This window comes from Xanthomonas sp. CPBF 426 (genome assembly GCF_903989465.1).
Classification (GTDB): domain Bacteria; phylum Pseudomonadota; class Gammaproteobacteria; order Xanthomonadales; family Xanthomonadaceae; genus Xanthomonas; species Xanthomonas euroxanthea.
Genome location: NZ_LR861805.1, coordinates 3,790,566 through 3,816,127, shown reverse-complemented (window position 1 = coordinate 3,816,127; position 25,562 = coordinate 3,790,566). Strand labels below are relative to the sequence as shown.

Sequence of the window (25,562 nt, the reverse complement as noted above, 5' to 3'; positions counted from 1 at the left end):
AGTGAGGCGTGTTGCGCGGCTAGCTTAGGGCATCGCGCGCTGCAGGCAGTGCCAATACGGTCCAGCGCGCATACATGGCGCCGGAGGGATGCAGGCCATCGTCGACCAGCATGTCGGCAGCAGCGCCGTCATCGCGGCTGGTGGCGGTGATGTCGACAAAGCGTACCGAGCGTGCGGCGCAGCGTTCGGCGGCCACGCTGTTGAAGGCATCGATCTGGGCACCGATCAGCGCCGCATCGCCGCCGTGTGCATGCGCAAACGGGGTCAGCCCCCAGTCCGGAATCGACAGCACGAACACGCGCGGCGCAATACCGCCGGCCAACTCGATTGCACGCAGCAACAACGCATCGAACTGGCTGCGGTACTCGTCCAGCGAGCGCCCGCGGTACTGGTTGTTGACGCCGATCAGCAGGCTCACCAGATCGAACGGCCCCTGCGGCGCAGCGGCATCCAGACCGGCCTGCAACTCGTCGGTGGTCCAGCCGGTGGTGGCGATGATCTGCGGCGGCGCCACATTCCAGCCGTAGGCACGCAAACCGTCCACCAGTTGCGCCGGCCAACGCTGACCGGGGGCAACCCCTTCGCCGATGGTGTAGGAATCGCCGAGCGCCAGATAGCGCAGCGGCGTGCCGGCCACCGCCATCACGCCACGCTGCGCGACTTGAGCGGCACCACCTTGGTCACCGCCTCGGCGCGACGTGCCAGGGCACGGTCGATGCGTGCGAACACATCGCGCATCACCGCCGCCTCCGGCATCAATGTGACGCGGAAGTGGTGGCGGTAGGGCACGTTGAAGCTGGAACCCGGCACCACCAGCACGCCTTCCTCGTTCATCAGGTCGAGCGCGAACTCGTGGTCGTCGAAGTTGCGCGCGGCCGGCCCGACCACTGCCGGGAACGCATACAGCGCACCGGCCGGCGCCACCAGCGACAGGTGCTCGCTGGCCGCGCAGGCCTCGATCACCGCACGGCGGGTTTCGTACAGGCGGCCGCCTGGCGCGCACAGCGCCGAGATGGTGTCCGGCCCGTTGACTGCCGCATCGATGGCGTACTGGCCCGGCACGTTGGCGCACAGCCGCAGCGCGCCGAGCAGGTCCATCGCGTTGCGCAGGTCGTTGATGCGCGACTGCTCGCCCGACAGCAGCGCCCAGCCCACGCGCCAGCCGCAGGCGCGGTGCACCTTGCTCAGGCCGCCGAAGGTGATGCACGGGTGCGCACCGGCCAATGGCGCCACCGGCACGAAGGCGGCGTTGTCGTAGAGCACCTGGTCGTAGATCTCATCGACCATCAGCAGCAGGTTGTGCTTGCTGGCGATGGCCACGATGCGCTCCAGCAACTCACGCGAATAACTGGCGCCGCTGGGATTGTTCGGATTGATCAGCACGATGGCGCGGGTGCGCGAGGACACCAGCGTCTCGATCTCCACCGGGTCCGGCTGGAAGCCGTTTTCCGGCGCGCAACGGTAGTACACCGGGCGGCCATCGTTGAGGATGGTGGCGGCCGACCACAGCGGATAGTCGGGCGAGGGCACCAGCACTTCGTCGCCGGGATTGAGCAGCGCACGCAGCGACAGGTCGATCAGCTCGCTGACGCCATTGCCGACGAAGATGCGGTCCGGATGCGCATCCGGATGCTGGCGCCGCGCATACGCAGTGGCGATCGCCTCGCGCGCCTCCGGCAGGCCTTGCTGATGGGTGTACGGATCGGTGCGGCCCATGTCGTCGGCGATCGCGCGCTGCAGATGCTCCGGCGCACGGAACCCGAAGGCACCCGGGTTACCGATATTGAGCTTGATCAGCTTGCGGCCCTGCGCCTCCAGCTCCCGCGCTCGTCGCGCCAGCTCGCCCCGGATTTCGTAGCGGACTTCGGACAGACGCTCGCGGATGGCGAGCGGCTTTTGCGGGGCAGTGGACATGCGACGGGCCGGTTGTAGGCGTGAGGCTTGGCATGGTAGCGGAAATAGGACAGGCGGACATGCTTGCATCGGCAACGATGTCAAGGGGCGCTTCAGGGCCGGCGCAGGGCCGATTGCACAAGCCGCTGCGGCCAGCCAGCTAGAATCGCCCCATGAGCAACGCACCCCCCGATTACCCCACCCTCCAATCCATCGGCTGGCCCTGGCCTGGCCCTGCCGAAGACCCGGCCTGGCAGGCACTGTTCGCCACGCATCCGCAGGCGCTGCCGGCGCGGGTGGTGGAACAGCACCGCACCGGCTATGTGGTGGCCGATACGCCGGAGGCCAGCCTCAAGGCCGAGTCGTTGCCGGAGTGGCAGCGGCCGCGGTTTCCCAGCCATGAGCGGGCGTCGGTGGGCGATTGGGTGCTGATGGAGGGCAAGCGCATCGTGGCCTTGCTGCCGCGGCGCACCTCGATCAAGCGTGGCGCGGCCGGCGAGCATTACCACCAGCAGGTGATCGCGGCCAATATCGATACAGTGTTCATCGTGTGCGGGCTGGATGCGGACTTCAATCCGCGCCGCATCGAACGCTATCTGCTGCTGGTCGGCGGCGGCGGTGCCGAGCCGGTGGTGGTGCTGACCAAGGCCGACCAGACCGAGTACGCCGAGGATGCATTGGCGGTGCTGGAAGAGCTGGAGGCGCAGAACATCCCGTTGCGCGCGGTCAATGCCAAGGATCCCGAGAGCGTGGCGGCACTGCGGCCGTGGCTGGGCGATGGCCGCACCGCGGTGCTGGTGGGCTCGTCGGGCGCCGGCAAGTCGACTCTGACCAACACCTTGCTCGGCACACAGAAGATGAAGACCAATGCGGTGCGCGAGAACGATTCGCGCGGCCGGCATACCACCACCCATCGTGCGCTGATTCCGCTGCCGTCCGGTGCCTGCCTGATCGACACGCCCGGCATGCGCGAGCTCAAGCCCACCGGCGAAGAGGATCTGGCCGAGGGTGGCTTCTCCGATGTGGAGGCGCTGGCGGCGCAATGCCGTTTCAACGATTGCGCGCATATCGCCGAGCCCGGTTGTGCGGTGCGTGCGGCGATCGAGGCCGATACGCTGGATCCGGAACGGGTGGCCAACTACATGAAGCTGCGCGTGGAAGTGGCCGCGGCGGCCGAAAAGCTCGCCACGCGCCTGGCGCAGAACAACCGGGGCAAGGGATCGGGCCGGCGGCCCGCCAGCGTCGATCGCACCGGGCGACGCTGAGCATGCCATCGCGCAAGGGCCCGCCGGACATCGTCCACCACGCGGCGCTGGATGCGCGCCTGGTCAAGGCCGTGCGTGGCGTGCGCCTGCTCGCCCTGGCGAGCTGGCCGCGCTCGCTGCAGGAGCCGTTCCTGCAGAGCGTGGCGCGCGGGCAACCGGAGCTGCCGCAGGTGGAGTACCCGGCGCTGGACTTTGGCGACACCCGGCGCGAACTGTCCGCGATCGCCAGGGCGGCCGACCCGCACCATCCGATCGGCGCCTACCTGATCGATTCGACCCATAGCTGGGATCTGGCCGCCTGCCTGCTGGAGTCGCTGGGCACTTCCGCAGTCAGCGATTACTCGGCGCAGCTGTTCGGGGTGCCCGACGACCCAATGCCGGGCAACGGCCCGAGCACGCGCGAGGCGGCGCGGCATTTCATCCAGATCGCGCAGGAGCTGGACCGCGAGCTGCTGGCGCCCGAAGAGCAGGTGCCGGTGTCGGCCACCGCCTTGCGCATGCAACTGCAGAACGATCTGGACGCGTTCTTCGAAGGGCGCGTCATCACCGTCACGCTGGATCCTGATCTGCTGGCCAAGGCGGCCGCAGGTGCACACCGCATCCGCCTGCGCACGGGCGCCACCTTCAGCGATTACGACCGCGCGCAGTTGTTCCATCACGAGGCCCTGGTGCATTCGCTCACCGCGCTCAACGGGCGCGCGCAGCTGCACCTGCCCAGCCTGGGTATTTCCTCGCCGCGCACCACCGCCACGCAGGAAGGCCTGGCGACCTTTGCCGAGCAGATCACCGGCAGCATCGACATCGAACGCATGAAGCGCATCAGCCTGCGCATCGAGGCGATTGCGATGGCGCGCTCGGGCGCGGATTTCATCGAGGTGTTCCGTTACTTCACTGCCGGCGGGCAGAGCGCGGCGGAGAGCTTTTCCTCGGCGCAGCGGGTATTCCGCGGCGTGCCGACCTCCGGCGGCGGCGCCTTCACCAAGGACACGGTGTACCTGCGCGGGCTGGTCGCGGTGCACACGTTCTTCCGGCATGCCTTGCAGCGCGACCAGCTGCAGCTATGCCGCTACCTGTTCGCCGGCAAGATGGCGCTGGGCGATGTGGCGCGCCTTGCGCCCTTGTTCGACAGCGGCGTGCTGGTCGCACCGCGCTGGTTGCCGCCGTGGGTGAGCCGGGTCAGCGGGCTGGCCGGCATGCTGGCGTTTTCGTTGTTCGCCAACCGCATCCGCATGGATCAGCTGCAGCCGCCGGCGATGAATGTCTGAGCGTCGTTACGCCAGCTTGCGAACAGGCGCCGGGCAGGGTGCAGGCGTGCAGCGCGCTGCCGCTAGTCGCACCTCACTCGTGGATGCTGGGCGGCGCAGCCGCCCGTCTTGATTGCATCGCCGCCCCAAGCGGTGCTGAACCGCATGCGTGGCGGAGACGCGTTCTACACGATGTTGCAACGGGCTGATCCGGACACTGGTTGTCTCGCCCGAGACGGGCCCTGATACGAGGCAATGCGATGAAGATCCTGATGGTGCTCACGTCCCACGACCAGCTCGGCGATACCGGCAAGAAGACCGGCTTCTGGCTGGAAGAGTTCGCCGCGCCGTACTACGTGTTCAAGGATGCCGGCGCCGACATCACCCTGGTCTCGCCCAAGGGCGGCCAACCGCCGCTGGATCCCAAGAGCGACGAGCCCGACGCGCAGACCGAAGCGACCAAGCGCTTCAAGCAGGACGCCGACGCGCAAAAGGCCCTGGCAAGCACGCATCGCCTGGCGGACGTCAAGGCCGAGGACTTCGATGCGGTGTTCTACCCGGGCGGCCATGGTCCGTTGTGGGATCTGGCCGAAGACGGGGATTCGATCGCGCTGATCGAAGCGTTCGCCGTGGCCAACAAGCCGCATGGCCTGGTGTGCCATGCACCGGGCGCGCTGCGCCGGGTCAAGGGCAGCGATGGCAAGCCGCTGGTCAACGGCCGCCGCGTCACCGGCTTCACCAATGGCGAAGAAGAGGGCGTGGGCCTGACCAAGATCGTGCCGTTCCTGGTCGAAGACGTGCTGACCGAGCTCGGCGGCCGCTACGAGAAGGGCGCCGACTGGGGCGTGCACGTGGTCACCGACGGCATGCTGGTCACCGGCCAGAACCCGGCTTCGTCGGAGAAGGCTGCCGAGGCGTTGCTCGAGTTGTCGAAGCGCTGATTCTTCGGTTGTCCCATGGTGTCGCAAGGACGGCCACCGGAAAGACAGTGCGGCGTTTGATCTGGAGCGGCGAACAAAGCGTAGCGATCATTCGTCGGTGGGCGCGGAAGGTGCGGAGCAACCGGCGTGTACGCGTGGGATACACCGGTGCCGAGCTGCGGCCGCATCCTTCCAACGCTGAGCGCAGGAGTTCTTAGCGATTTTATCGTGCGCCTTCAAAACGCAGCGGCATCCGATAGCCCGACGCAATCCGGTGTTTGTAATCAAGCGCACCGACCATCCAGATTGGCTCTTGCCCGCCTACCGTCGCGGGCTCTCACGCGGCATGGATGCCGCGTAAGAGCCTACACGGACGTACTTGCGGCGTGTCCCGCGATGGTGGGCGGACAAGGGCCCTGCTGCCAAGCGACAGATCGTCCGTCCAAGCCGCAGATCGTCCGCCCTGCAAGCGCTCTAGGAACGCTAGGAACTTGCACCATCCCGTTCAAACAACACGCTCCAGCCAGCGCACCGCATACGCCGGCAGTACCAGCCGCATGTTATCGCTCAGCGACTCACCAGCCGTCTCGCCGCCATCTGCCACCACCTTCCATCGGCCATCTCCGAGCGCGGCAAGCTCCACCGTCAACGGTTGGTCGCCGAAGTTGTGCACGGCCAAAAAGCGATCGCCACGCGTCAATGCAAACAGGCGCGGATCGCCCAGCGCAAGGCTACCCAGCGCCTGATCGGCGGCCAGTGCGGGCAGCGCGGCACGTTGCCGGATCAATCCACGTAGCCGGCGATACACCGTGCCGCTCAGGCTGGCTGCATCTTCGCGCTGCGTTGCAAGCGGCCAATCCATCGCCGGGCGATGCAACCAGCGGCCTTCGTGCCGACGCTGCGGATCGTCGCGGTAGCTGCCGTCGTTGGGCAAGGCGAGTTCGTCGCCCATGTAGATCAACGGCACGCCCGGCATCGCCAGCGCGATGGCATAGAGCAACACCAGCCGATCCACCGCCATGCGCAACGCCGCCGCATCGCCCGATGCCTGTGCGGCCTGGATCCCGGCCAGCGCCGCGGCCATGCCGTTGGTGCCGTGCACGCCGTCGCCACTGCTCTGGAAGCTCTCGCCACGCGCGTAGCTGCCCGGCACCTCGTTGGCATAGAAGCGCGCGACATCGCGCAGCGCGAATGGCGGCTGCGCGGCGTTGCCGGCGGCTTCGTGTTGCAGCACGTTCCAGCCGATGTCGTCGTGGCAGCGCACATAGCTCAGCCAGGCGCAGTTGGCCGGCAAGGGCGGGCTATGCACGATGACGTTGTGCAGGATGTCGCCGCGTTGCAGCGCCAGCGCCGACCAGCCGGCCGCCATCAGCGTGCTGTGATAGGCCAGGTGGCATTCGTGGCCCTGGTCCGCACCGCTGCCGAAGTAGGGCGGCAATTGCGTCATCGGCACGATGGCTTCGGCCTTCATCACCACCGACGGCGCAACGATGTCGGTGACCGCGCGCAGCGCCACCAGCAGGGTATGCGCCTCGGGTTGGTTCATGCAGTCGGTGCCGGTGCGCTTCCACAGATACGCGGTGGAATCCAGGCGGAAGGCTTCCACACCCAGATTGGCCAGCTGCAGCATCGCCAGCGCCATCTCGCCGAACACCGCCGGGTTACTCCAGTTCAGATCCCACTGATAGGGATAGAACGTGGTCCACATCCACTGGCCGGTGGCGTCCACCCAGGTGAAGTTGCCGGGTGCGGTATGCGGGAAGACCTGCCCCAGCGTGGCTTCGTACTGGTCGGGCTGCGTGCGATCGGCGAAGTGATGGTAGTAGTTGAGATAGCGCGCATCGCCGGCCCGCGCCGCCTGCGCCCAGGCGTGATCGTCGGCGGTATGGTTGAGCACGAAATCTGCGCACAGGCTGATGCCGGCCTCGCGCAGGCGTGTGGTCAGCGCGACGAGATCGTCGTTGCTGCCCAGGCTTGGCTCCACCTGGCCATAATCGCTGACCGCAAAGCCACCATCGTTATCGCCGGCGCGTGCACGCAGGAACGGCAGCAGGTGCAGATAGCGCACACCCAGTTCCTGCAGATACGGCACGCGTTCGGCCACGCCCTGCAGCGTGCCGGCGAAGCGGTCCACGTAGGCGCTGTAGCCCAGCATGTGCTGCTCGCCGAACCAGCCGGGCTGGCGCGTGACGTCCAGCTGTTGCAGCGCCTGCGGGCGCTGCTGTGCGTGGCTGCCCAACGCTATCAGCCACTGCGTCAACCAGGATGCAGTGTCGGGGCGTGTGCCGTACAAGGCGTGCAGGGCATCCAGCAGACGCGGTGCATGCCGGTCGAAGCGCGGCAACAGCACGCTCGCACGCTGCGCATCCAGGGGCGCGGCAAAGGCCGCGCGCAATGCGGAGAAATCGGTGGGGGAGGTGCTCATTGGCAAGCGCCGGGACGAACCCGGCGAGGGGTCCTTAGAAGTCGTAACGCAGGCTGATGCTGGTGGTGCGGCCGGCAATCGAGCGCGCGCGGATGATGCCATTGGCCGGGATGCTGGCTTCCTCGGCCTCTGTCAGGCCGAAGGTGTTGAACAGGTTGTTGACGTTGAGCGCGACGGTGAGTGCGTCGGTCACGCGGTAGTCGCCGAACAGGTTCACCTGCGTATAGCCCGGCATCTTCAACTGGTTGGAGTCCTGAGTGTAGGCATCGGTGGTGCCGATCAGGTTGATGCCGAACTGGTAGCCGTCGCCGCGATAGCTGGGCGTCAACTGCCACACCACATCGGCCTGGCGACGCGGCACGTTGCCGGTGTTTTCCGGGGTGATCTGGTCCTTGGAAATCTCCGCATCGGTCCAGGTCAGGCCGCCGTTGACGGTGAAGCCTTCGTAGCGGTAGCTGGCTTCCAGCTCCACGCCGTGCGCCTCGTAGCTGCGGTTGAAGAAACGCTGGCTGGTGACTTCGAAGTTCTGTTCCTCGGTACGCGCCGAGAACGCGGTGGCGAACAGGCTCAGGCCATCGCGGCGCCACTTCAGGCCGGCTTCGGCCTGGCGGACCACGTTGACGCCTTCATCGGAGGAGACCGAGCCGTCGTCGCGGACCACGCCGAACAGCAGACGGTCGGCATTGGCGCGTGCGCCGCGGCTGATGCGTGCGAACGCGCCCAGGTCGTCGTTGATCAGGTAGTTGCTGCCCAGCGAATACGACAGGTAGTTCCAGTCGTAATCCACCGGCCGTGCGTTGGCGGTATCGACCGTGGCCACGCGCTGTTCCACCGGCTGGATCACGCCGTCGCCGTTGACGTCCAGGTTCTGTGCGATCGCGGTGCCGGCATAGTTGCCGCGTGCATCGCCCATGTCGTAACGCAGGCTGCCGTCGATGCTGAACTTGCCGCTGTCGAAGGTGAGCGCGAGATAGGGTGCGTTGACGTCGTAGCGCACGTCGTAGCTGCGCGTGTTGCAGCAATCGCCCCAGAACGGAGTGCCGTACGCGTACAAACCGTTTTGCGAGCGCGACACGCCACCGGCATCGACCACGTTGAGCAGGCGCGAATCGCGGCCCAGGCTCTGCACGTAGGAGTTCCAGGTCCAGTCCATGTCGATGGTCTGGCGCGAGCTGTAATAGCCCATGCGCAGGTTGAGCGTGCGGCCGTCGCTGCCGAACTCGCGTGAGACGCTGAGGTCGTTGGTGACGTTGCCCAGGTCGTTGATCGCCACGTTGAACAGATGCGTGCGGATCGCGTTGCCGGTGTAGGCCTGGCCGGCGTCCGGGCCGCTGGCCTGCACCAGTTGCGCGCCGGCGCCGCCGATGGATGCAGCGAGCGTGGCGGCATCGGTAACCTCGGCCGGGAACGGGCTGACGAAGCGGCCGCTGTTGTCGGCGATGCGGAACTTCTCGCTCAGGTTCCAGCCGTTGCCCAGGTCGAACCAGGCCTCGGCGCCGATGGTGCGCGAGATCGGATGCATGCCGTCGCCCAGGTCGGTGCGGCGCGGCCGGTTGTTGCCGTCCAGGCCGACATCGCTGCGGAAATTGCGGCTGTACAAGGTGTCGTTGCCCGGATCGAAACCGGCAAAACCACCCAGGTCCGGCGAACCGTCGCGGCCACGCACGGAGGTCGGCACCGGCAGATAACCGGCGGCGCGATCGTTGAGGTATTTGCCGTAGACACGCACGTAGCCGTTCTCGAACAGCCGGGTCAGGTTGGCCTTGAGCTGGCCGCCCTTGTCGGTGGTGTAGCCGGCATCGCGCACGCCATCGCCCTGGCGGAAGAAGCCGCCGATGTTGAACTGCCAGTGTTCGGCGAACGGCGCACCGTAGTCGAAGTCAACGCGGGTGTTGTCGTAGTCCAGGCCGCGGCTCACGCCGACGCTGCCACCTGCGGTGTCGCCGGTCTTGCTGATGAAGTTGATGATGCCGCCGGGCGCATTGCTGGTGAACGTCGATGCCGAGCCGCCGCGGATGGCTTCGATGCGGTCCAGGGTGAAATCCGAGCGCAGGAAGATGTCCGCGTTGCCGAAGGCGATATCGCCGAATTCCATCACCGGCAGGCCGTCTTCCTGCAGCTGCAGGAACTTGGCGCCGCCGGAGGCAACCGGCAGGCCACGCACGGCGATGTTGGCGTTGCCCTCACCACCGCTGGATTCGGAGCGGATGCCGGGAATGTTGCGGAAGATTTCGGCGGTGCTGCGTGGCGCCGATTGTTCGATCGCCTCGGCGCCGACGGTGCTGACCGACACGCTGGACTTCAACTTGGTGGTGGCGGTGGAGGTGCCGGTGACGAACACCGAATCCAGGTTGACCGCGGCGCTGTCGGCGGCCGGCGGCGTGACGGGTGTGGCGGTGGCGGCGTCCTGCGCCAGCGCGGCGGGCGCGCACAGGCAGGAAACGACCGCGCAGGCCAGGGCATGCAGGCGCAGGGTGTGCAAGGTGGGCATTGCGGTTCTCTCTTTCACGGATGGTGGTAGGCCGACGCCTGCATCGTCCCCTCCCAGGGAGTGGCCGTGTGGCCTGCAGTGCGAGCGCAGTAATACGCTGCAATACAATCGATTGCAATCTTGCGCTGCAGCATCGTTTAGGTGCCTGCGAGCCTGTGTGTTTGAAAGCGAAAGCGTGTTGCGGCGCAGCGTTACAATCGATTGCAGAGGCGGCAGGGTACAGTGCGCTGCGGCCACTGGGAGCCGCACCGATGCCCAGGGCCTTGCATGTCGTCGACCGCCACCCCGTTCTCCTTCGCGCGCATCCTGGCGCTCAACGCCGGCTTCTTCGGCGTGCAATACAGCTTCGGCCTGCAGCAGAGCAACATGAGCCCGATCTACAACTATCTGGGCGCCGATCACGCCAGCCTGCCGTACCTATGGCTGGCCGGGCCGATCACCGGGCTGGTGCTGCAACCGTTCGTCGGTGCGTGGAGCGACCGCTCGGTGACCCGCTGGGGCCGGCGCATGCCGTACATGGTGCTGGGGGCGCTGGTGTGCAGCCTGTGCCTGCTGGCGATGCCCTTCAGCACCGCGTTGTGGATGGCGGTATGCCTGCTGTGGATCCTGGATGCGGCCAACAACGTGGCAATGGAGCCATACCGCGCCTTGGTCAGCGATGTGCTGGCGCCACCGCAGCGGCCGCTGGGGTATCTGACCCAAAGCGCGTTCACCGGGCTTGCGCAGACGCTGGCCTATCTCACCCCGCCGTTGCTGGTGTGGATGGGCATGAACCAGGACGCCGCCAACGCGCACCATATTCCCTACGTCACCATCGCCGCGTTCGTGATCGGTGCGGGGTTCTCTGCGGCCTCGATCCTGCTCACCGCGCGCAGCGTGCGCGAGCCGGCGATCGCGCCGGCAGAGATCGCGCGGATGCGCCAGACCGGTGCCGGCCTGGGCGCCACCGTGCGCGAGATCTACGGCGCCCTGCGCGCGATGCCGCCGACCATGCGCCAGCTCGCGCCGGTGATGCTGTTCCAGTGGTATGCGATCTTCTGCTACTGGCAATACATCGTGCTGTCGCTGTCGACCAGCTTGTTCGGCACCACCGACGCCAACTCGCATGGCTTCCGCGAGGCCGGCCTGGTCAATGGGCAGATCGGCGGGTTCTACAACTTCATCGCGTTTCTGGCCGCGTTTGCGATGGTGCCGGTGGTGCGCCGCATCGGCCCCAAGTACACGCACGCGGCCTGCCTGGTCGCGGCCGGGGTCGGCATGTGGGTGTTGCCGGGCATCCAGGACCGCTGGCTGATGTTGCTGCCGATGATCGGCATCGGCCTGGCCTGGGCCAGCATGATGGGCAACCCGTACCTGATGCTGGCCGACAGCATTCCGCCCGAGCGCACCGGTGTGTACATGGGCCTGTTCAACCTGTTCATCGTGCTGCCGATGCTGATCCAGATCGTCACCCTGCCGCTGTACTACGCGTGGCTGTTGCATGGCGACCCGCGCAACGTGATCCGCCTGGCCGGCGCGCTGATGCTGGCAGCGGCGGTGGCGATGCTGTGCGTACGCGTCCGCAAGCCCAGGGCAGCAGTGGTGTAGCCGCGACGCGCTACGTCTGTGTCGCTGCGTACTGAAGCAACCGACAGCGATCACGCCGGCGGCAACGCGCAGTTGCGCACCGCACGCCAGCACGCCCGCTCTTACGATTCCCGATTCCCGATTCCCGATTCCCGGCCTCAAGCCGACTCACGCACCACCAGCTTCACCGGCATCTCCACCGACTCCACCGCTTCGCCGCCGATCAGCGCCAGCAGCCGGTCCACCAGCAGGCGCGCGGCCAGCCCCAGGTCCTGCCGCACCGTGGTCAACGGTGGCTGGCTGTAGGCGGCCAGCGGAATATCGTCGAAGCCCACCAGCGAGATGTCCTGCGGCACCCGGTGCCCGGCTTCGACCAGGGCGCGGATCGCACCGACCGCGATCACGTCGGAGGCGGCGAACAGGCCATCCGGCGGATCGGTCTTCTTGAGCATGGCGCGGGTGAGGCGGTAGGCGTCTTCGCTGAGGAAGTGGCTGCGCGCGTGCAGCCGCGTATCGAACTCCAGCCCATGCCGCTGCAGCGCATGGCGATAGCCGGCAAAGCGCGGCGCAACCTCGGGCAGTTGGTCATCGCCCAGGAAGGCAATGCGGCGACGGCCGCTGGCGATCAGATGGTCGGTGGCCAGCGCGCCGCCCTGGAAATTGTCGCTGCCCACGCTGATGTACGACTGCCCATCGATGCGGCTGCCCCACACCGCCATCGGCAGGCCATCGCGTGCGGCTTCGTCCAGCGCGGCATGTTCGGAGCTTTGTCCCAGCACGATCACGCCATCGGAGCGGCTGCCGCGTGCGAGTTGTTCCACCCACCCGTCCTGATGCCGGTCCAGCTTGGACAGCAGCATGCTGTAGCCGCGCCCGGTCAGTTCCTCGGCCAGCAGTGCCAGCATCGTCATCATGAAGGGGTCCGACAGCGGCTGGTCCAGCGCATGCATCATCGGCACTGCCACGCTCACCGTGTTGGAGCGTTTGGCACGCAGGCTGCGCGCGATCGGATCGACCTGGTAGCCGGCATCTGCGGCAATCTGCTTGATGTAGGCACGCGTCCGCTCGGCCACCACCGGGCTGCCGGCCAGGGCGCGCGACACGGTGGATTCGGACACCCCCGCCATGCGGGCGATGTCGGCCATCTGCGGGCGGGGCCCCGGCGTGGCGCGTTCTGAAGGTTTGGCCATGTCAGCGCAGTGCGGAAAAACCCGAGTGTAATCAGTTCGCACTGGAGGCGGGTTGATCGACGCAGTGGCGGTCGCTTGCGCGTGCGGGTCAGGCGCCATCACGCACCTGCATGCAAGCGCAGGGCAGGCGCGGCGTGCATCACAGCGGCCACGACGAGCGTGAGGCTGCTGGGTGGTGAGGCTGCAGATCAGTGATGCTTGGAGCGGCGATGCTTGGAGCGGTGCAGCTTCAGCGCGCCCATGACAATGACGGTGCGCCCCGCCTGGCGGCGGTCGGTGTTCGGAACCGGCATGTACCACTCACCGGCCGGTGCGTGCGCGCTGTCAGCACGCACCTGAAGACCGCTTGCCGTCTTCGTGGCGTCTCTCAGCCCATGTACAGGCCACCGTTGACCGCGTAATCGGCGCCGGTCACGTAAGCGGCTTCATCGGAGGCGAGCCAGGCGCACAGCCCGGCGACTTCGGCCGGCTTGCCGAGCCGGCGGATCGGCACCGAGGTGGCCAGGCGGTCGAGCACGTCGGGCGGGAAACTGCTGATCGAGGCGCTGGCGATATAGCCCGGCGAGATGGTGTTGACGGTGACCCCGCGCGAGGCGACTTCCTGCGCCAGGGCGCGGCTGAAACCATGCATCGCCGCCTTGGCGGTGGCGAAATTGATCTGCCCGATCTGGCCCTTGTGCGCGCTGACCGAGCCGATGTTGACAATGCGCCCCCAACCGCGCGCGGTCATGCCGTCGACCACCTGCTTGGTGATGTTGAACAGCGAATGCAGGTTGCTGGCGATCACCACGTTCCAGTCGTCGCGGCTCATCTGCCGGAACAAGGTGTCGCGGCTACCGCCGGCGTTGTTGACCAGTACATCGATTTCGCCGACCTCGGCCTTGACCTTGGCGAAGGCGGCCACAGTGGAATCCCAATCGGCGGCATTGCCCTCGGAGGCGACGAACTCGAAGCCCTGCTCGCGTTGCTCGCGCAACCAGGAGGTCTTGCGCGGCGAATTGGGCCCGCAACCGGCGACCACGGTATGCCCGCTGCGCGCCAGCTTCTGGCAGATCGCGGTACCCACGCTGCCCATGCCGCTGGTGACGTATGCGATGCGAAGTGTCATTGGTTTTAACTCCTTCGGAGTTTGGGAATAGGGAATCGGGAGTGGGGAATCGGTAGCGCAGGAGCCGCCTTTGCGGTCTCTGGGTTTCCATGTGGAAGTCAGTAATCGACACGACAGCACAGCGCCGCCCTTACGATTCCCCACTCCCGATTCCCCATTCCCGGCGGGCGTCAGCGCGCCAACGGAAACAGGCCAAACACCAGCCCGCCCGCCAGCATCAGCAGGGAAATCAGCACTGCCCACTTCAGCGTGAAGCGCTGATGGTCGGCGAAGTCGACCTTGGCCAGGCCGACCAGCAGGTAGGTCGATGGCACCAGCGGGCTGAGCAGATGCACCGGTTGCCCGGCCAGCGAGGCGCGGGCCATTTCCACCGGGGTGATGCCGTAGTGGCCGGCGGCCTCGGACAGGATCGGCAGCACGCCGAAGTAGAACGCGTCGTTGGACATGAAGAACGTGAACGGCATGCTGACGATCGCGGTGATCACCGCCAGATACGGGCCCCAGCTGTCCGGGATCACCGCCAGAAAGCTGCGCGACATCGCTTCGACCATGCCGGTGTTGGACAGGATGCCGGTGAAGATGCCGGCGGCGAAGATCAGCGACACCACCGACAGCACATTGCCGGCGTGATTGACCAGGCGGCGGCGCTGCTCGGCCAGGTTGGGGTAGTTGATCATCAGCGCCAGCGCAAAGCCGATCATGAACAGCACCGGCATCGGCAGCACGCCCACCACCAGCGCGGCCATCAGCGCCAGGGTCAGCAGCAGGTTCACCCACAGCAGCTTGGGCCGCTTCATGTCCTCGGTGTCTTCCACGCGCGGCAGTGCATCGCTTTCTTCCGGGATGCTGGTGTCCAGCCAGTTACCGTCGGCCGGCAGGCGCACCACGCCCAGGCGGCGCCGTTCGCGCATGCCCAGATACCAGGCCAGCGTGAGGATGCCGGCGATCGCCATCGCCATCGCCGGCACCAGCGGCACGAATACATCGGCCGGATCCACGTGCAGGGCGGTGGCGGCGCGCGCGGTGGGGCCGCCCCACGGGGTCAGGTTCATCACGCCGCTGGCGAGGATGGTCACGCAGGTGAGGTTGAGCGCGTTCATGCCCAAGCGCTGGTACAGCGGCAGCATCGCCGACACGGTGATCATGTAGGTGGTGGAGCCATCGCCATCGAGCGAGATCAGCATCGCCAGGATCGCCGTACCCATCACGATCTTCAGCGGATCGCCCTTGACCAGCCGCAGGATGCGGCCGACCAGCGGATCGAACAGGCCGGCGTCGATCATCACCCCGAAGTAGAGGATGGCGAACATCAGCATCACGCCGGTGGGCGCGATCTTCTTGATACCGTCGAGCATCATCTCGTTGATGCCGGTGCCGAAGCCGCCCAGCAGCGCGAACACGATCGGCACCGTGATCAGAGCCACTAGCGGCGACAGCCGCTTGCTCATGATCAGGTACATGAAGGTGATCACCATTCCGAAACCGAGCGCGGTCAGCATGCGGGCACATCCTTTGAGGCATACAACAGGGGGAGAGTGGAGCGCGCCGCTGCGCAGCGCATGCAGCGGCGATGCCGTGGATGCGGAGCATTAGCGCCGGCTGAGCGCATCGTCGTGTGTCGCACCGGCCACGGCTTTCGATGCGCCGGAGCAGCAGTGACGGCAACGGTGCGCTTGCGCGGCGCAACGCGCCCGGTGCTGCCAATCGCCGTGAATGCCGGTGCGCGCATGCACGTCATCAGAAGTCGTACTGGAACCGGCCGGTCACCGCCAGCGTGTGATCGACCACCGCATCGACCCTGCGGTCGCGGTTGCGGCTGTCGATCACATTGAGCATCACGCGCAGGTTCGGCTTGAAGTACCAGTTGCCGCCCAGCGTCCACGACTGCGTGCTGGCGTTGATGAAATCGGGCTGGCCATCCAGGTGCTGGTCGCCGCGCATGTAGTCGTAACGCAGGGCCAGCTCGAACGCGCCGGAGGGACGGTTGGGCGTGTTGATGCGGCTGAAACGGCCGGTCTTGCGGTCGTAGCCGCGCGACTCGCCGGTGACGAACCAGCTGACCAGGCCGTAGCTGGCCAACACCTTGGCATGTTGGGAACCGTCGTCGAGCAGGCCGCCGCTGAATTCGCTCTGCCACGACCATGGGCCCAGCACTTCGGCGTATTCCAGCGACCATTTGTCGAAATCGGTATCGCGGCCATCGGCAAAGCGCGCCAGGGTGATGCGGCTGTTGTTGGCCAGATCGTTTTCCGGGCGTGGGCGGATCAGCAGGGGCGCCGCACCGCCGCTGCCCGGATGCGAATAGCGCTCGTGCGCCAGCGACACGCCCAGGTGGCGCAGCCGCGCCTCGCCCATCTCCGGTGCGAAGGTCAGCCGGGTGCCGAGCGCGCCGCCCTTGGTGGAGGAGTTGTCGATGCTTTCCAGGCTGTAGGCCGCCGTGGACCAGGTTGCATCGGGACGATTGGCCTGCCAGGAGATCGCCTTGCGGTAGATCGGCGCCAGCGTGGTGGCCGCATATCCGCGTTCCAGGAACGGGCCGTAGTTGGAGCCGGTGCGGTCGTCCAGCGAGAAGTACTGCTTGAACTGGCCCACGGTCAGCGTACCGGCGGAAAATTTCTTGGCGACATACACATCGCGCGCCAGGATGCCGCGGCTGCCTGACTCGTATTGCAGGCCGGCAAATTCCGCTTCGGCCTTGTAGGTGAAGCCGTAGAACTTGCCCGCCACATCCAGCCACGCGCGGCGGAACTGGGTGTCGTTGCGCTCCGGGGTGCCGCGTTCGTCGTTGTCGAACATGGTGAAGTCCCAGTGCACGCGCCCACCCACCTCGGCGGTGACCGGACCGTCGCCCTCGGCCGCCTGCGCCGCCGGTGCCAGGCACAGCGCAGCACAGGCGGTGAAGACGCGCAGACGCAAGGTGTCGTTGCTCACAGACCCTCCCAGGTACATGTGTGAATCACGTTCAGCGATGCACCGCACAAGCACGCTGCGGCGCGTTGGCAGCAGCCTAGTCCGGCGAAGCTGTCATGGACCTGTCGTTGGGGGGCGGGGGAATCGGGAATCGAGAATGGGGAATCGCAAAAGCCCAAGAGCTTTTGTCCGCGAGGGCTGTTACCTTCCGGCCGCGGATAACTGCTGTTCCGATTCCCGATTCCCCATTCTCGATTCCCGCCCCATGCGCCTGCTGCTAGTCGAAGACAACGCCGATCTCGCCGATGCCATCGTGCGGCGCATGCGCCGTAGCGGGCATGCGGTGGATTGGCAGTCCGACGGCCTGGCGGCGGCGAGTGTGCTGCGCTATCAGAGCTTCGATCTGGTGGTGCTGGATATCGGCCTGCCCAAGCTGGATGGACTGCGTGTGCTGGCCGGGATGCGCGAGCGTGGCGATACCACGCCGGTGCTGATGCTGACCGCGCGCGACGGCATCGAGGACCGCGTGCAGGCGCTGGATGTCGGCGCCGACGACTACCTGGGCAAGCCGTTCGATTTCCGCGAGTTCGAGGCGCGTTGCCGGGTGCTGCTGCGGCGCAATCGCGGGCAGGCCAGCGAGGTGGTGCAGATCGGCGGGTTCGTGTTCGACAACGCCGCGCACACGCTAGCGCTGGACGGGGCGCCGATCGAGTTGCCCAACCGCGAGTACCGCCTGTTCGAGATCCTGATAGGGCGCCTGGGCCAGGTGGTGGGCAAGGACGAGATCGGCAACGGCTTGTTCGGCTTCGACGACGATGCCGGGCCCAATGCGATCGAGCTGTATGTCGGCCGCCTGCGTCGCAAGCTGGCGGGCGCGCCGTTGCGCATCGTCACCGTGCGCGGGGCCGGCTACAAACTCGAGGAAGCCGATCCGCATGCGCCGGTGGAGCCCGGCCTCGATGGCTGAGCCGCGGATGGTGGCACCGTCGATCCGGCGCACTCTGCTGCTGTACCTGGGCAGCCTGTCGTTGCTGGGCGCGGTGGTGCTGTTCTTTGCCGCCCGCGATTACGGCGAGCGCGCCGCCAACCGTTCCTACGATCATCTGCTGGTGTCCTCGGCGCTGTCGATCATCGACAGCGTGGCGCTGGTCGGCGGCGACTGGCAGGTGGATCTGCCGTACGCCTCGCTGGACCTGCTCGGCATGGCACCGGAAGACCGCGTGTTCTACCGCGTGTTCGATGCGCAAGGCCGCACCATCACCGGCGAGGACAGGCTGCCGTTGCCGGCGCGCGCGCCCGGCGACGAGCGCCCGGTGCTGTTCGATGCCGACTACAGCGGCGAGCCGGTGCGTTTTGCGGTGGTGATGCATCGGGTGGCATCGGCCTCCGGGCAGGGCGAGGTGCGCGTGCAGGTCGGTCAGACCCGGCGCGCGCGCGATGCGGTGGCACGCGATGTGGTGCTCAATGCGCTGGTGGCGATCGGCGTGCTGTCGCTGCTGGCCCTGGGCCTGGTGTGGCTGGGCGTGTATCGCGCCCTGCGCCCGTTGCAGCGCATCGAGCGCGATCTGTCGCGGCGCGAGCCTTCCGACCTGAAACCGCTGAGCGCGCCGGCACCGCAGGAGATGCAGTTGATGGTGACCGCGCTCAATCGCTTCATGGCGCGGCTGTCGTCCAGCAACGAAACCCTGCGCGCCTTCATGGCCGAAGCCGCGCACCAGATGCGCACGCCGCTGGCTGCCTTGCGCGCGCAGGCGCAACTGGCGATGGACGACGACGACCCGCGCGAGATGCAACGCAGCCTGGTGGCGATCGAGCGCAATGCCAGCCACATGAGCCGGCTGCTCAATCAATTGCTCAGCGACGCCAGCGTGATCCATCGCGCCAACCTGCAGCGCTTTGCCACCGTGAATCTGGCCGAGGTGCTGCATCAGGCCTTGCACGAGGCCTTGCCGCGTGGCGACGGCGCCCCGCGCGTGCACCTGGCGATCGACCCGCAGCCGGCGCTGCTGCGTGGCGATGCCTTGCTGCTGCGCGAGGCGCTGAAGAACCTGATCGACAACGCCTGCAAGTACGGCGCCGGGGCACCATTGCAGGTGGCGCTCACCAGCGACGGCAGCCATCACGTGCTGACCATCGCCGATCACGGCCCCGGCATTCCCGCCGCCGAGGCCGAGCGCGTGTTCGAGCGTTTCGTCCGCGGGCCGGAGGCACCGGCCGGCGGCGCGGGGCTGGGGCTGGCCATCGTCAAGCGCGTGGTCGAAGCGCACGGCGGGCGCATCGATCTGAGCAACCGCGTCGGCGGCGGGCTGATCGCCTCGTTGCATTTTCCTGGAGGGACGCGGTGATGCGCGTGCTGTTGCTGATGGTGGCGCTGCTGGCGCCGGTTGTGGCGCGCGCCGCACCCGGCGATGTACGGGTGTTTCCCGCGCATGGCCCGGTGCAGGCGCAATTGCGCGTGCAGGGCTCCACCGATCTGGAAGTGTTCGGCGCGGTCATCCAAGACTACCAGCGCCTGCATCCGGGCACCCAGGTGATCTACGAAGATGTGATCGCCTGGGACATCTATGACCGCTATCTGCATCCCGGCAAGGCCACGGCGGCCGCCGACATGCTGATCAGCGCCAGCATGGATCTGCAGACCAAGCTGGTCAACGATGGGCATGCATTGGCGCATCGCTCCGCGCAGACCGAAGCGTTGCCAGCGTGGGCGCAGTGGCGGCATGAGGTATTCGGCATCAGCTACGAGCCGGTGGCGATCGTCTACAACACGCGCAAGCTGGCGGCCTCACGCGTGCCGCGCACGCGCCGGCAACTGCTGGCCCTGTTGCGCGCACCCGACGCGCCGCTGCGTGGCCGGGTCGGCACCTATGATGTCGAGCGCAGCGGGGTGGGCTATCTGTTTGCCACCCAGGACGGGCAGGTCGGCAGCATCGCCGGTGCGCTGCTGGCCGCGTTGGGGGCCAACCAAGTCAGGCTGGAAGAACGTACCGGCACCTTGCTCGACCGCGTCAGCCGGGGCGAGCTGCTGCTGGCCTACAACGTGCTGGGCTCCTATGCGCAGACGCGGATCGACGCCGGCGCGCCGCTGGGCATCGTGCAGCCGCAGGACTACACGCTGGTGGCCTTGCGTACGGCGGTGATCCCCAGGACCGCGCCGCATGCGCCGGAGGCGCGCCGGTTCCTGGACTACCTGCTGTCGCCGCGCGGCCAGCAGGTGCTTTCGCGCGAGGCGCGCTTGATGCCGATCCTGCCGGCCGCCGGCGGGCGTGGCGGCTCGGCGCAGCCGCCGTTCCGCCCGATCCCGCTGGGCCCGGGCCTGCTGGTGTATCTGGACAAGCTCAAGCGCCGGCAGTTTCTGGACGCCTGGCGCGCCAGCACGCAGCCGCCGCGCCAGGGCGGGCGCTGACGACCCGCGAGCACGGCTGCGCGCCAGCGCGGCGCGCGCTACGTGCCTTGCGTCTGCGGGACGTGGCAGCGGCGCTCACAACGCACACGCTGGCTGCCGACAGGCCTGACGCCTGCGCAACGCAGTGGCGGTGGACGCCCGGGCGCGGGAAACCGACACGGCCATGTGCCAGACTTGGTGGATGGCCGATCTCACCATCCTCGTCGCCGACGACCACCCGCTGTTCCGTGCCGCCGTGATCCATGTGCTGCAGCAGACCCTGCCGCAGGCCGATGTGGTGGAGGCCTCCAGCGCCGCCACGCTGAGCGCGATGCTGCGCTCGCACCCACAGGCCGAGCTGGTGCTGCTGGACCTGGCGATGCCGGGCGCGCGCGGCTTCTCGGCGCTGTTGCATGTGCGGGGCGAGCATCCGGACATCCCGGTGGTGGTGATCTCCTCCAACGATCACCCACGCGTGATCCGGCGCGCGCAGCAGTTCGGCGCGGCCGGCTTCATTCCCAAATCCACTCCGGCCGAATCGATCGGCACTGCGGTGGCCAGCGTGCTGGAGGGCGGCACCTGGTTCCCGCCGATGACCGCCGAGCGCTCGGAGGCCGACGCGCAACTGGCCTCCAAGCTGGCCCAGCTCACCCCGCAACAATTCCGCGTGCTGCTGAGCCTGGCCGACGGCCTGCTCAACAAGCAGATCGCGCACGAACTGGGGCTGGCCGAGAACACCGTCAAGGTGCATGTCACCGCGATCCTGAAGAAGCTGGACTGCTACAGCCGCACGCAGGCGGCGGTGCTGGTCAAGGCGCTGGAGCCGGAAGGCGAGGGCTGATCGCTGCCGGACAGCGGCGCTGCGGGATCGCGGTCGGCGCGGGTTTGCAGCGACCAGGCGCATTGCAGCGACGACGGTGGTGACTGTGCCCCTGCGCCTGCCGTTTGCTCAGTTGCGCAGCTGTAGCGTGTGCCTGCCGTAGATGAGCTGCTGCGCCATCGGCCGGCCGATGAAGCGCTCCGGGAAGATCGGCGACAGGCCGCTGACCTGATCCAGCCGCGCCAACTGGTCGTCGCTGAACACGATCTCCAGCGCGCCGAAGTTGTCCTCGGCCTGCTGCAGCGTGCGTGCGCCCATCACCGGCGAGACCACCGCCGGGTTGCGCAAGGTCCAGGCCAGCGCAACTTGCGCGCGCGAGGCGCCCAGTTCCTCGGCGACCGCACCGACCACATCGGCGATCTCCAGCGAGCGTGCGTTGAGATGCCCGGTCGAGGCGATCACGCCCTTGCGGCTGGTCGAGACCTCTGCCGCGTTGTCGTCGGAGAGATCGGCGCGGCTGTATTTGCCGGTCAGGATGCCGCCGCCCAGCGGCGACCAGGGCAATACGCCCAGGCCCAGTTCGCGTGCCATCGGCAGCAATTCGTGTTCGACGCTGCGTTCGACCAGGCTGTATTCGATCTGCAGCGCCACCAGCGGCGACCAGCCACGCAGATCGGCCAATGTCTGCAACTGCGCCACGCGCCAGGCCGGGGTGTTGCAGATGCCGAGGTAGAGCACCTTGCCCGACTGCACCAGATGCTCCAGCCCGCGCATCACTTCCTCCGGCGAGGTGGTGAAATCCCAGGCGTGCAGATACAGCAGGTCGATGCGGTCGGTGTCGAGCTGGCGCAGGCTGGTCTCGACCGAGCGGATCAGGTTGAGGCGATGATTTCCGCCGGAATTGATGTTGTCCGCATCGCGCGCCATGGTGAACTTGGTCGCCAGCACGAAGCGCTCGCGGCGGTCCTTGATCAGCGTGCCGAGGATGCGCTCGGCGCCGCCGTTGGTGTAGTTGACCGCGGTGTCGATGAAATTGCCGCCGCGGTCTGCATAGGCATCGAAGATGCGCCTGGCTTCGCCCGCATCCGCGCCCCAGCCCCAGGCTTCGCCGAAGGTCATGGTGCCCAGCGACAGCGGCGAGACGCGCAGCCCGGAGCGGCCAAGCAGGCGATAGTGGTCCAGCGACAGTGTCTGACTCATGCGGTGTGTCTCCCGATAGTGGCGTTTGTGCGTCGTGCAATGCACTGTGCCGCGGGCCGCCGGGTCGGCGTGAGCCCGGTGATCCGGCATCCTTGCCCGATCCTCCGGATCGTCAACGCAGCATCGTCACGCAGCCGCAGCCGCAGCCGCAGGCATGCATCGCAGCGTTCGATGCGATGTGCGTGGGGCGCTGCCGCGTCGATCGCAGGGCGCCAACGAACACGCACGTAGCGGGCGCAGATGCGCCTTTCCGGGGTGGCGATTGAGCGACCAAGATGCTGATATCCGCGACTGCGCTGCAGGGCCCTTGCCCGCCCACCCTCGCGGGACACGCCGCAAGTACGTCCGTGTAGGCTCTGGCGCGGCATCCATGCCGCTCAAGGTCCCGCGACGGTGAGCGGGCAAGGACCAGTCGAGATGGTCGGTGCGTATGGTTTTTTAAGCAAAGCAACCGACTAACTTTCTGTTGCGATGTCCTTGCCGGTTGCGGGACCGTGTGGCGGCATGGATGCCGCCACCGAGCCTCCATGGATGGATTCACGGCGTGTCCCGCAACCGTTGAGGGCACCGCGCCCTCGACGCTGTCAGTTGGCTGCAGGGCCCTTGCCCGCCCACCATCGCGGGACACGCCGCAAGTACGTCCCTGTAGGCTCCGGCGCGGCATCCATGCCGCTCAGGGTCCCGCGACGGTGAGCGGGCAAGGACCAGTCGAGATGGTCGGTGTGCATGGTTTTCAATAAAGCAGCCAGCAACCTATCTGGTGCGGCGTCCTCGCCGGTCGCGGACCGTGTGGCGGCATGGATGCCGCCACCGAGCCTCCATGGATGGATTCACGGCGTGTCACGCAACCGTTGAGGGCACCGCGCACTCGACTAACGTGGCTGCTGACTGCATCTAAACGGCGCTACGACTCGACATCCAGGCGCAGCAGCACGCTTGCGCGGGCGTATCGGTCGCGCGCTGCTGGCAATTACGCCACGCCATCAGAAATCCAGCGAATACCCCAGCGTAATGGTGCGGCCACGCCCGGCGAAGTAGCGCAGCGGTTCGACCAGGGCCGCTTGCGAGTAGTAGGTGATGTACTGCTTGTCGAACAGGTTGGACACGCCCATGCGCACTGCGCCACGCGGCAACGCGTAATTGAACGTCGCATCCACCAGCGTGTAGCCGCTGAAGCGCTTGTCGGCCTCGTCGAAGGACTGGCTGAAGGCATGCTGGGCCTGCACGAACGAGGAGAGCCTCGGCGTCCACTGCGCCGACCACGAGGCAATCACGCGGTTGGGCGCCACGTTGAGCCCGTCCAGGCGTGCGTCCAGCTGCCCGTCGTTGTCGCTGTCGTAGCGGCCACGGGTGTAGGCGTAGGACAGGCGCAGCCGATGCGCCGCATCCAGGCGATAGCCCAGGCTGGCGTCCACGCCCTGCACGCGGGTCTTTTCGCGGCTCATCATGAAGGCGCCGTTGATCGGCACCACGCGCGTGCCCAGGTCCGAGTTGGACTGGAAGTAGCTCAGGTCCGCATCGAAGGCGCCACGCGTGAGGCGGGTGCCCGCTTCCACGCTCTTGGTCAGGATCGGCTCCAGCGTGCTCAGGCTGGCAACGCGTGTGCCCGGCGTGTTGATCGCGCGCAGCACGCGGCCCACGTCCGGCATGCCGAAACCTTCGGAATAGCTGGTGAAAAAGCTCACACCCTCGACCGGCGTGTAGACCAGGCCGGCGTTGTAGAGGGTCTGGTTGAAGTCGAGCGTGCCGCCTTCGACAGCGACGCGGTTGTAGCGCCACAGCGTCTGGTAGCTGTCGATCTTCAACTCGGCTTCTTCGCGGCGCACGCCGGCATGCAGAGTCAGCTCGGGCAGCAGTTTGTATTCGCCCTGCACAAACAGCGACAGGTTGCGGTAGTCCGATTCGGGCACATAGGTACGCCCGGTGCCGTAGAGATCCTGCTTGCCGGTGTCGGCCAGCAGGTCGACGCCGCCGGTGAGCTTGAGCCGGTTGTCGAGCAGGTCGTCCCTGGTCAGGCTGATCTTGCTGCCCCACTTGGAAGCGACCGAACGCGATTGGTCGTACAAGCTGCCGACCGGTGCAATGCGCGGGTCCTGGAACGTGGACGAGTTGTCGGCGCCGAACAGCCCTTCGAACTCCTGGTTGAACACCATCGCGCTCAGCTGCATGCCGGCCAGATCGTCGTGGGTGTACGACAGGCTGGACGTCAGCACATCGTTCCAGGGCGCGGTGCCTTGCGGGGTGCCGCGCACCGAGGTGGTGGGCAGGCCCTGCGCACGGTTGCCGGCGATGCCGATGTAGTCGTTGTCGTTCTTGATGCGGTAGCGGTTGACGCTGACGCTCAGGCGCTGCGCATCGGTGAGCGCGTAGCCGAGCTTGGCCAGCACGTCGTAGCTCTTGGACGTCATCAGGTCGCCCTGGGTGTTGTCGGCGCCGATCGGCCGGCCCTGTCCGTCCACATACAGGCCCTGGTCGCTGTAGCTGGCCGAGAACAGGTAATCGAGCTTGTCCGCGCGGCCATCCACACGGTAACGCGTCTCGCCGCTGGTGGTTTCCGCACGCGTCTCGGACGTGGGCGCGGTGGCCTGCACGTCGATGTGCTGATTCAGCGAGCCGTCCTGCGGGCGCCGGGTGATGATGTTGATGGTGCCGCCGGTGGCACCCAGCCCGTTGATGGCATTGGCGCCCTGGATGACTTCGATGCGCTCGACCATCGCATAGTCGATGGTGTGCGCTTCGCGCCCGGTGGGGCGGATCGGATTGGACTGCGGCACGCCGTCGATCAGGATCAACGGCGTGCGCCCGCGCAGGGTTTCGCCGCTGCCGTTCATCTTGCCGCGGCTGGGCGTGTACGAGGGAATCAGGTTGGCGAGCACATCGGACGAATTGCTGGAGATCGTCAACTGCTGCTGGATCTGCGCCTTGTCGATGATCAGCACCGTCTGCGGCGACTCGGCCACGGTCATGTTGGAGCGCGAGGCGGCCACCACCACGGTGTCGAGCGTGTCGGTGACGTCCGATTGGGCCGAAGCGGTGGCGGAGGCGAACAGGCAGAGGGTGGCAACGAACGGCATGCCGGCCGATCCATGGGCGGAAAGCTTCATCGAGTAAGAACTCCAGGGCGCTGACGGAGCACGCGGCATGC

18 protein-coding genes and 1 other RNA gene are annotated in these 25,562 nt (G+C 67.0%); 8 read left to right on the top strand and 11 right to left on the bottom strand.

Features of this window, described 5'->3' with window-relative positions:
- Nucleotides 1-19: 19 nt before the first annotated feature.
- A complete protein-coding gene (locus H7A87_RS16105; RefSeq protein WP_119127356.1) occupies nt 20-643 on the bottom strand; it encodes an SGNH/GDSL hydrolase family protein in 624 nt (207 codons plus the stop codon).
- Complete coding sequence (locus H7A87_RS16100) at nt 643-1,914, bottom strand: pyridoxal phosphate-dependent aminotransferase (protein WP_119127357.1); 1,272 nt, start codon at nt 1,912-1,914, stop codon at nt 643-645. Before H7A87_RS16100 ends, H7A87_RS16105 begins: the two co-directional genes overlap by 1 nt.
- Before the next feature lie 152 nt (nt 1,915-2,066).
- Between H7A87_RS16100 and rsgA the strand changes: the two genes are divergently transcribed.
- The 3 genes from rsgA to H7A87_RS16085 all read left to right on the top strand — a co-directional run bounded on the left by rsgA (nt 2,067) and on the right by H7A87_RS16085 (nt 5,343).
- The gene (gene rsgA, locus H7A87_RS16095; protein ID WP_119127358.1) at nt 2,067-3,158 is read left to right on the top strand and encodes a ribosome small subunit-dependent GTPase A; all 1,092 of its coding nucleotides are present in this window, start codon (nt 2,067-2,069) and stop codon (nt 3,156-3,158) included.
- A 2-nt stretch (nt 3,159-3,160) separates the two neighbouring features.
- Nucleotides 3,161-4,423, top strand: coding sequence for a flavohemoglobin expression-modulating QEGLA motif protein (locus H7A87_RS16090; protein WP_119127360.1), 1,263 nt, complete (start codon nt 3,161-3,163; stop codon nt 4,421-4,423).
- A 239-nt stretch (nt 4,424-4,662) separates the two neighbouring features.
- Nucleotides 4,663-5,343, top strand: a complete 681-nt coding sequence (locus H7A87_RS16085; protein WP_119127361.1) for a type 1 glutamine amidotransferase domain-containing protein — start codon at nt 4,663-4,665, stop codon at nt 5,341-5,343.
- A gap of 68 nt (nt 5,344-5,411) precedes the next feature.
- Here the strand turns inward: H7A87_RS16085 and H7A87_RS16080 are convergent.
- From H7A87_RS16080 to H7A87_RS16070, 3 genes are all read right to left on the bottom strand, one after another.
- A non-coding RNA gene (locus tag H7A87_RS16080) (sX9 sRNA) lies at nt 5,412-5,486 on the bottom strand.
- A 341-nt stretch (nt 5,487-5,827) separates the two neighbouring features.
- Nucleotides 5,828-7,747, bottom strand: a complete 1,920-nt coding sequence (locus H7A87_RS16075) for an alpha-amylase family protein (protein ID WP_119127362.1) — start codon at nt 7,745-7,747, stop codon at nt 5,828-5,830.
- A 34-nt stretch (nt 7,748-7,781) separates the two neighbouring features.
- Nucleotides 7,782-10,238, bottom strand: coding sequence for a TonB-dependent receptor (locus H7A87_RS16070; RefSeq protein WP_180496763.1), 2,457 nt, complete (start codon nt 10,236-10,238; stop codon nt 7,782-7,784).
- Nucleotides 10,239-10,505: 267 nt separating this feature from the next.
- Between H7A87_RS16070 and H7A87_RS16065 the strand changes: the two genes are divergently transcribed.
- A complete protein-coding gene (locus tag H7A87_RS16065) occupies nt 10,506-11,825 on the top strand; it encodes an MFS transporter (protein ID WP_119127365.1) in 1,320 nt (439 codons plus the stop codon).
- Nucleotides 11,826-11,962: 137 nt separating this feature from the next.
- Here H7A87_RS16065 and H7A87_RS16060 read toward each other — a convergent pair whose 3' ends face one another.
- From H7A87_RS16060 to H7A87_RS16045, 4 genes are all read right to left on the bottom strand, one after another.
- On the bottom strand, nt 11,963-12,994 hold the full coding sequence (locus H7A87_RS16060; protein ID WP_104648800.1) for a LacI family DNA-binding transcriptional regulator: 1,032 nt from the start codon (nt 12,992-12,994) through the stop codon (nt 11,963-11,965).
- Between the two features lie 367 nt (nt 12,995-13,361).
- The gene (gene phbB / locus H7A87_RS16055; RefSeq protein WP_016904744.1) at nt 13,362-14,102 is read right to left on the bottom strand and encodes an acetoacetyl-CoA reductase; all 741 of its coding nucleotides are present in this window, start codon (nt 14,100-14,102) and stop codon (nt 13,362-13,364) included.
- A 170-nt stretch (nt 14,103-14,272) separates the two neighbouring features.
- Nucleotides 14,273-15,601, bottom strand: a complete 1,329-nt coding sequence (locus H7A87_RS16050) for a CitMHS family transporter (RefSeq protein ID WP_104584005.1) — start codon at nt 15,599-15,601, stop codon at nt 14,273-14,275.
- A 238-nt stretch (nt 15,602-15,839) separates the two neighbouring features.
- Nucleotides 15,840-17,033 carry an OprO/OprP family phosphate-selective porin gene (locus tag H7A87_RS16045; protein ID WP_104584006.1) on the bottom strand — a complete coding sequence of 398 codons (1,194 nt, stop codon included), beginning with the start codon at nt 17,031-17,033 and terminating at the stop codon, nt 15,840-15,842.
- A 244-nt stretch (nt 17,034-17,277) separates the two neighbouring features.
- Between H7A87_RS16045 and H7A87_RS16040 the strand changes: the two genes are divergently transcribed.
- The 4 genes from H7A87_RS16040 to H7A87_RS16025 all read left to right on the top strand — a co-directional run bounded on the left by H7A87_RS16040 (nt 17,278) and on the right by H7A87_RS16025 (nt 21,238).
- Nucleotides 17,278-17,979, top strand: a complete 702-nt coding sequence (locus H7A87_RS16040; protein WP_119127367.1) for a response regulator — start codon at nt 17,278-17,280, stop codon at nt 17,977-17,979.
- Nucleotides 17,972-19,357 (top strand): sensor histidine kinase, encoded by a 1,386-nt coding sequence (locus H7A87_RS16035; protein WP_119127369.1) that lies wholly within the window; start codon nt 17,972-17,974, stop codon nt 19,355-19,357. The genes H7A87_RS16040 and H7A87_RS16035 overlap by 8 nt, the downstream gene beginning before the upstream one ends.
- On the top strand, nt 19,357-20,418 hold the full coding sequence (locus tag H7A87_RS16030; RefSeq protein WP_119127371.1) for an ABC transporter substrate-binding protein: 1,062 nt from the start codon (nt 19,357-19,359) through the stop codon (nt 20,416-20,418). The genes H7A87_RS16035 and H7A87_RS16030 overlap by 1 nt, the downstream gene beginning before the upstream one ends.
- A gap of 181 nt (nt 20,419-20,599) precedes the next feature.
- On the top strand, nt 20,600-21,238 hold the full coding sequence (locus tag H7A87_RS16025; RefSeq protein ID WP_024938967.1) for a response regulator transcription factor: 639 nt from the start codon (nt 20,600-20,602) through the stop codon (nt 21,236-21,238).
- Nucleotides 21,239-21,346: 108 nt separating this feature from the next.
- Here H7A87_RS16025 and H7A87_RS16020 read toward each other — a convergent pair whose 3' ends face one another.
- Both H7A87_RS16020 and H7A87_RS16015 read right to left on the bottom strand, forming a co-directional pair.
- The gene (locus H7A87_RS16020; protein ID WP_119127372.1) at nt 21,347-22,417 is read right to left on the bottom strand and encodes an aldo/keto reductase; all 1,071 of its coding nucleotides are present in this window, start codon (nt 22,415-22,417) and stop codon (nt 21,347-21,349) included.
- Between the two features lie 983 nt (nt 22,418-23,400).
- The gene (locus H7A87_RS16015; protein WP_232087866.1) at nt 23,401-25,521 is read right to left on the bottom strand and encodes a TonB-dependent receptor; all 2,121 of its coding nucleotides are present in this window, start codon (nt 25,519-25,521) and stop codon (nt 23,401-23,403) included.
- Nucleotides 25,522-25,562: the final 41 nt, after the last annotated feature.

Excerpts from the sequence above, each read along its gene's own strand:
- H7A87_RS16015 (WP_232087866.1), bottom strand. The coding sequence starts at position 25,521 with ATGAAGCTTTCCGCCCATGGATCGGCCGGCATGCCGTTCGTTGCCACC.
- H7A87_RS16075 (WP_119127362.1), bottom strand. The coding sequence starts at position 7,747 with ATGAGCACCTCCCCCACCGATTTCTCCGCATTGCGCGCGGCCTTTGCC.
- H7A87_RS16030 (WP_119127371.1), top strand. The coding sequence starts at position 19,357 with ATGCGCGTGCTGTTGCTGATGGTGGCGCTGCTGGCGCCGGTTGTGGCG.
- H7A87_RS16100 (WP_119127357.1), bottom strand. The coding sequence starts at position 1,914 with ATGTCCACTGCCCCGCAAAAGCCGCTCGCCATCCGCGAGCGTCTGTCC.
- H7A87_RS16035 (WP_119127369.1), top strand. The coding sequence starts at position 17,972 with ATGGCTGAGCCGCGGATGGTGGCACCGTCGATCCGGCGCACTCTGCTG.
- H7A87_RS16070 (WP_180496763.1), bottom strand. The coding sequence starts at position 10,238 with ATGCCCACCTTGCACACCCTGCGCCTGCATGCCCTGGCCTGCGCGGTC.
- phbB (WP_016904744.1), bottom strand. The coding sequence starts at position 14,102 with ATGACACTTCGCATCGCATACGTCACCAGCGGCATGGGCAGCGTGGGT.
- H7A87_RS16025 (WP_024938967.1), top strand. The coding sequence starts at position 20,600 with ATGGCCGATCTCACCATCCTCGTCGCCGACGACCACCCGCTGTTCCGT.
- H7A87_RS16020 (WP_119127372.1), bottom strand. The coding sequence starts at position 22,417 with ATGAGTCAGACACTGTCGCTGGACCACTATCGCCTGCTTGGCCGCTCC.
- H7A87_RS16060 (WP_104648800.1), bottom strand. The coding sequence starts at position 12,994 with ATGGCCAAACCTTCAGAACGCGCCACGCCGGGGCCCCGCCCGCAGATG.
- H7A87_RS16085 (WP_119127361.1), top strand. The coding sequence starts at position 4,663 with ATGAAGATCCTGATGGTGCTCACGTCCCACGACCAGCTCGGCGATACC.
- H7A87_RS16105 (WP_119127356.1), bottom strand. The coding sequence starts at position 643 with ATGGCGGTGGCCGGCACGCCGCTGCGCTATCTGGCGCTCGGCGATTCC.
- H7A87_RS16090 (WP_119127360.1), top strand. The coding sequence starts at position 3,161 with ATGCCATCGCGCAAGGGCCCGCCGGACATCGTCCACCACGCGGCGCTG.
- rsgA (WP_119127358.1), top strand. The coding sequence starts at position 2,067 with ATGAGCAACGCACCCCCCGATTACCCCACCCTCCAATCCATCGGCTGG.
- H7A87_RS16050 (WP_104584005.1), bottom strand. The coding sequence starts at position 15,601 with ATGCTGACCGCGCTCGGTTTCGGAATGGTGATCACCTTCATGTACCTG.
- H7A87_RS16040 (WP_119127367.1), top strand. The coding sequence starts at position 17,278 with ATGCGCCTGCTGCTAGTCGAAGACAACGCCGATCTCGCCGATGCCATC.
- H7A87_RS16065 (WP_119127365.1), top strand. The coding sequence starts at position 10,506 with ATGTCGTCGACCGCCACCCCGTTCTCCTTCGCGCGCATCCTGGCGCTC.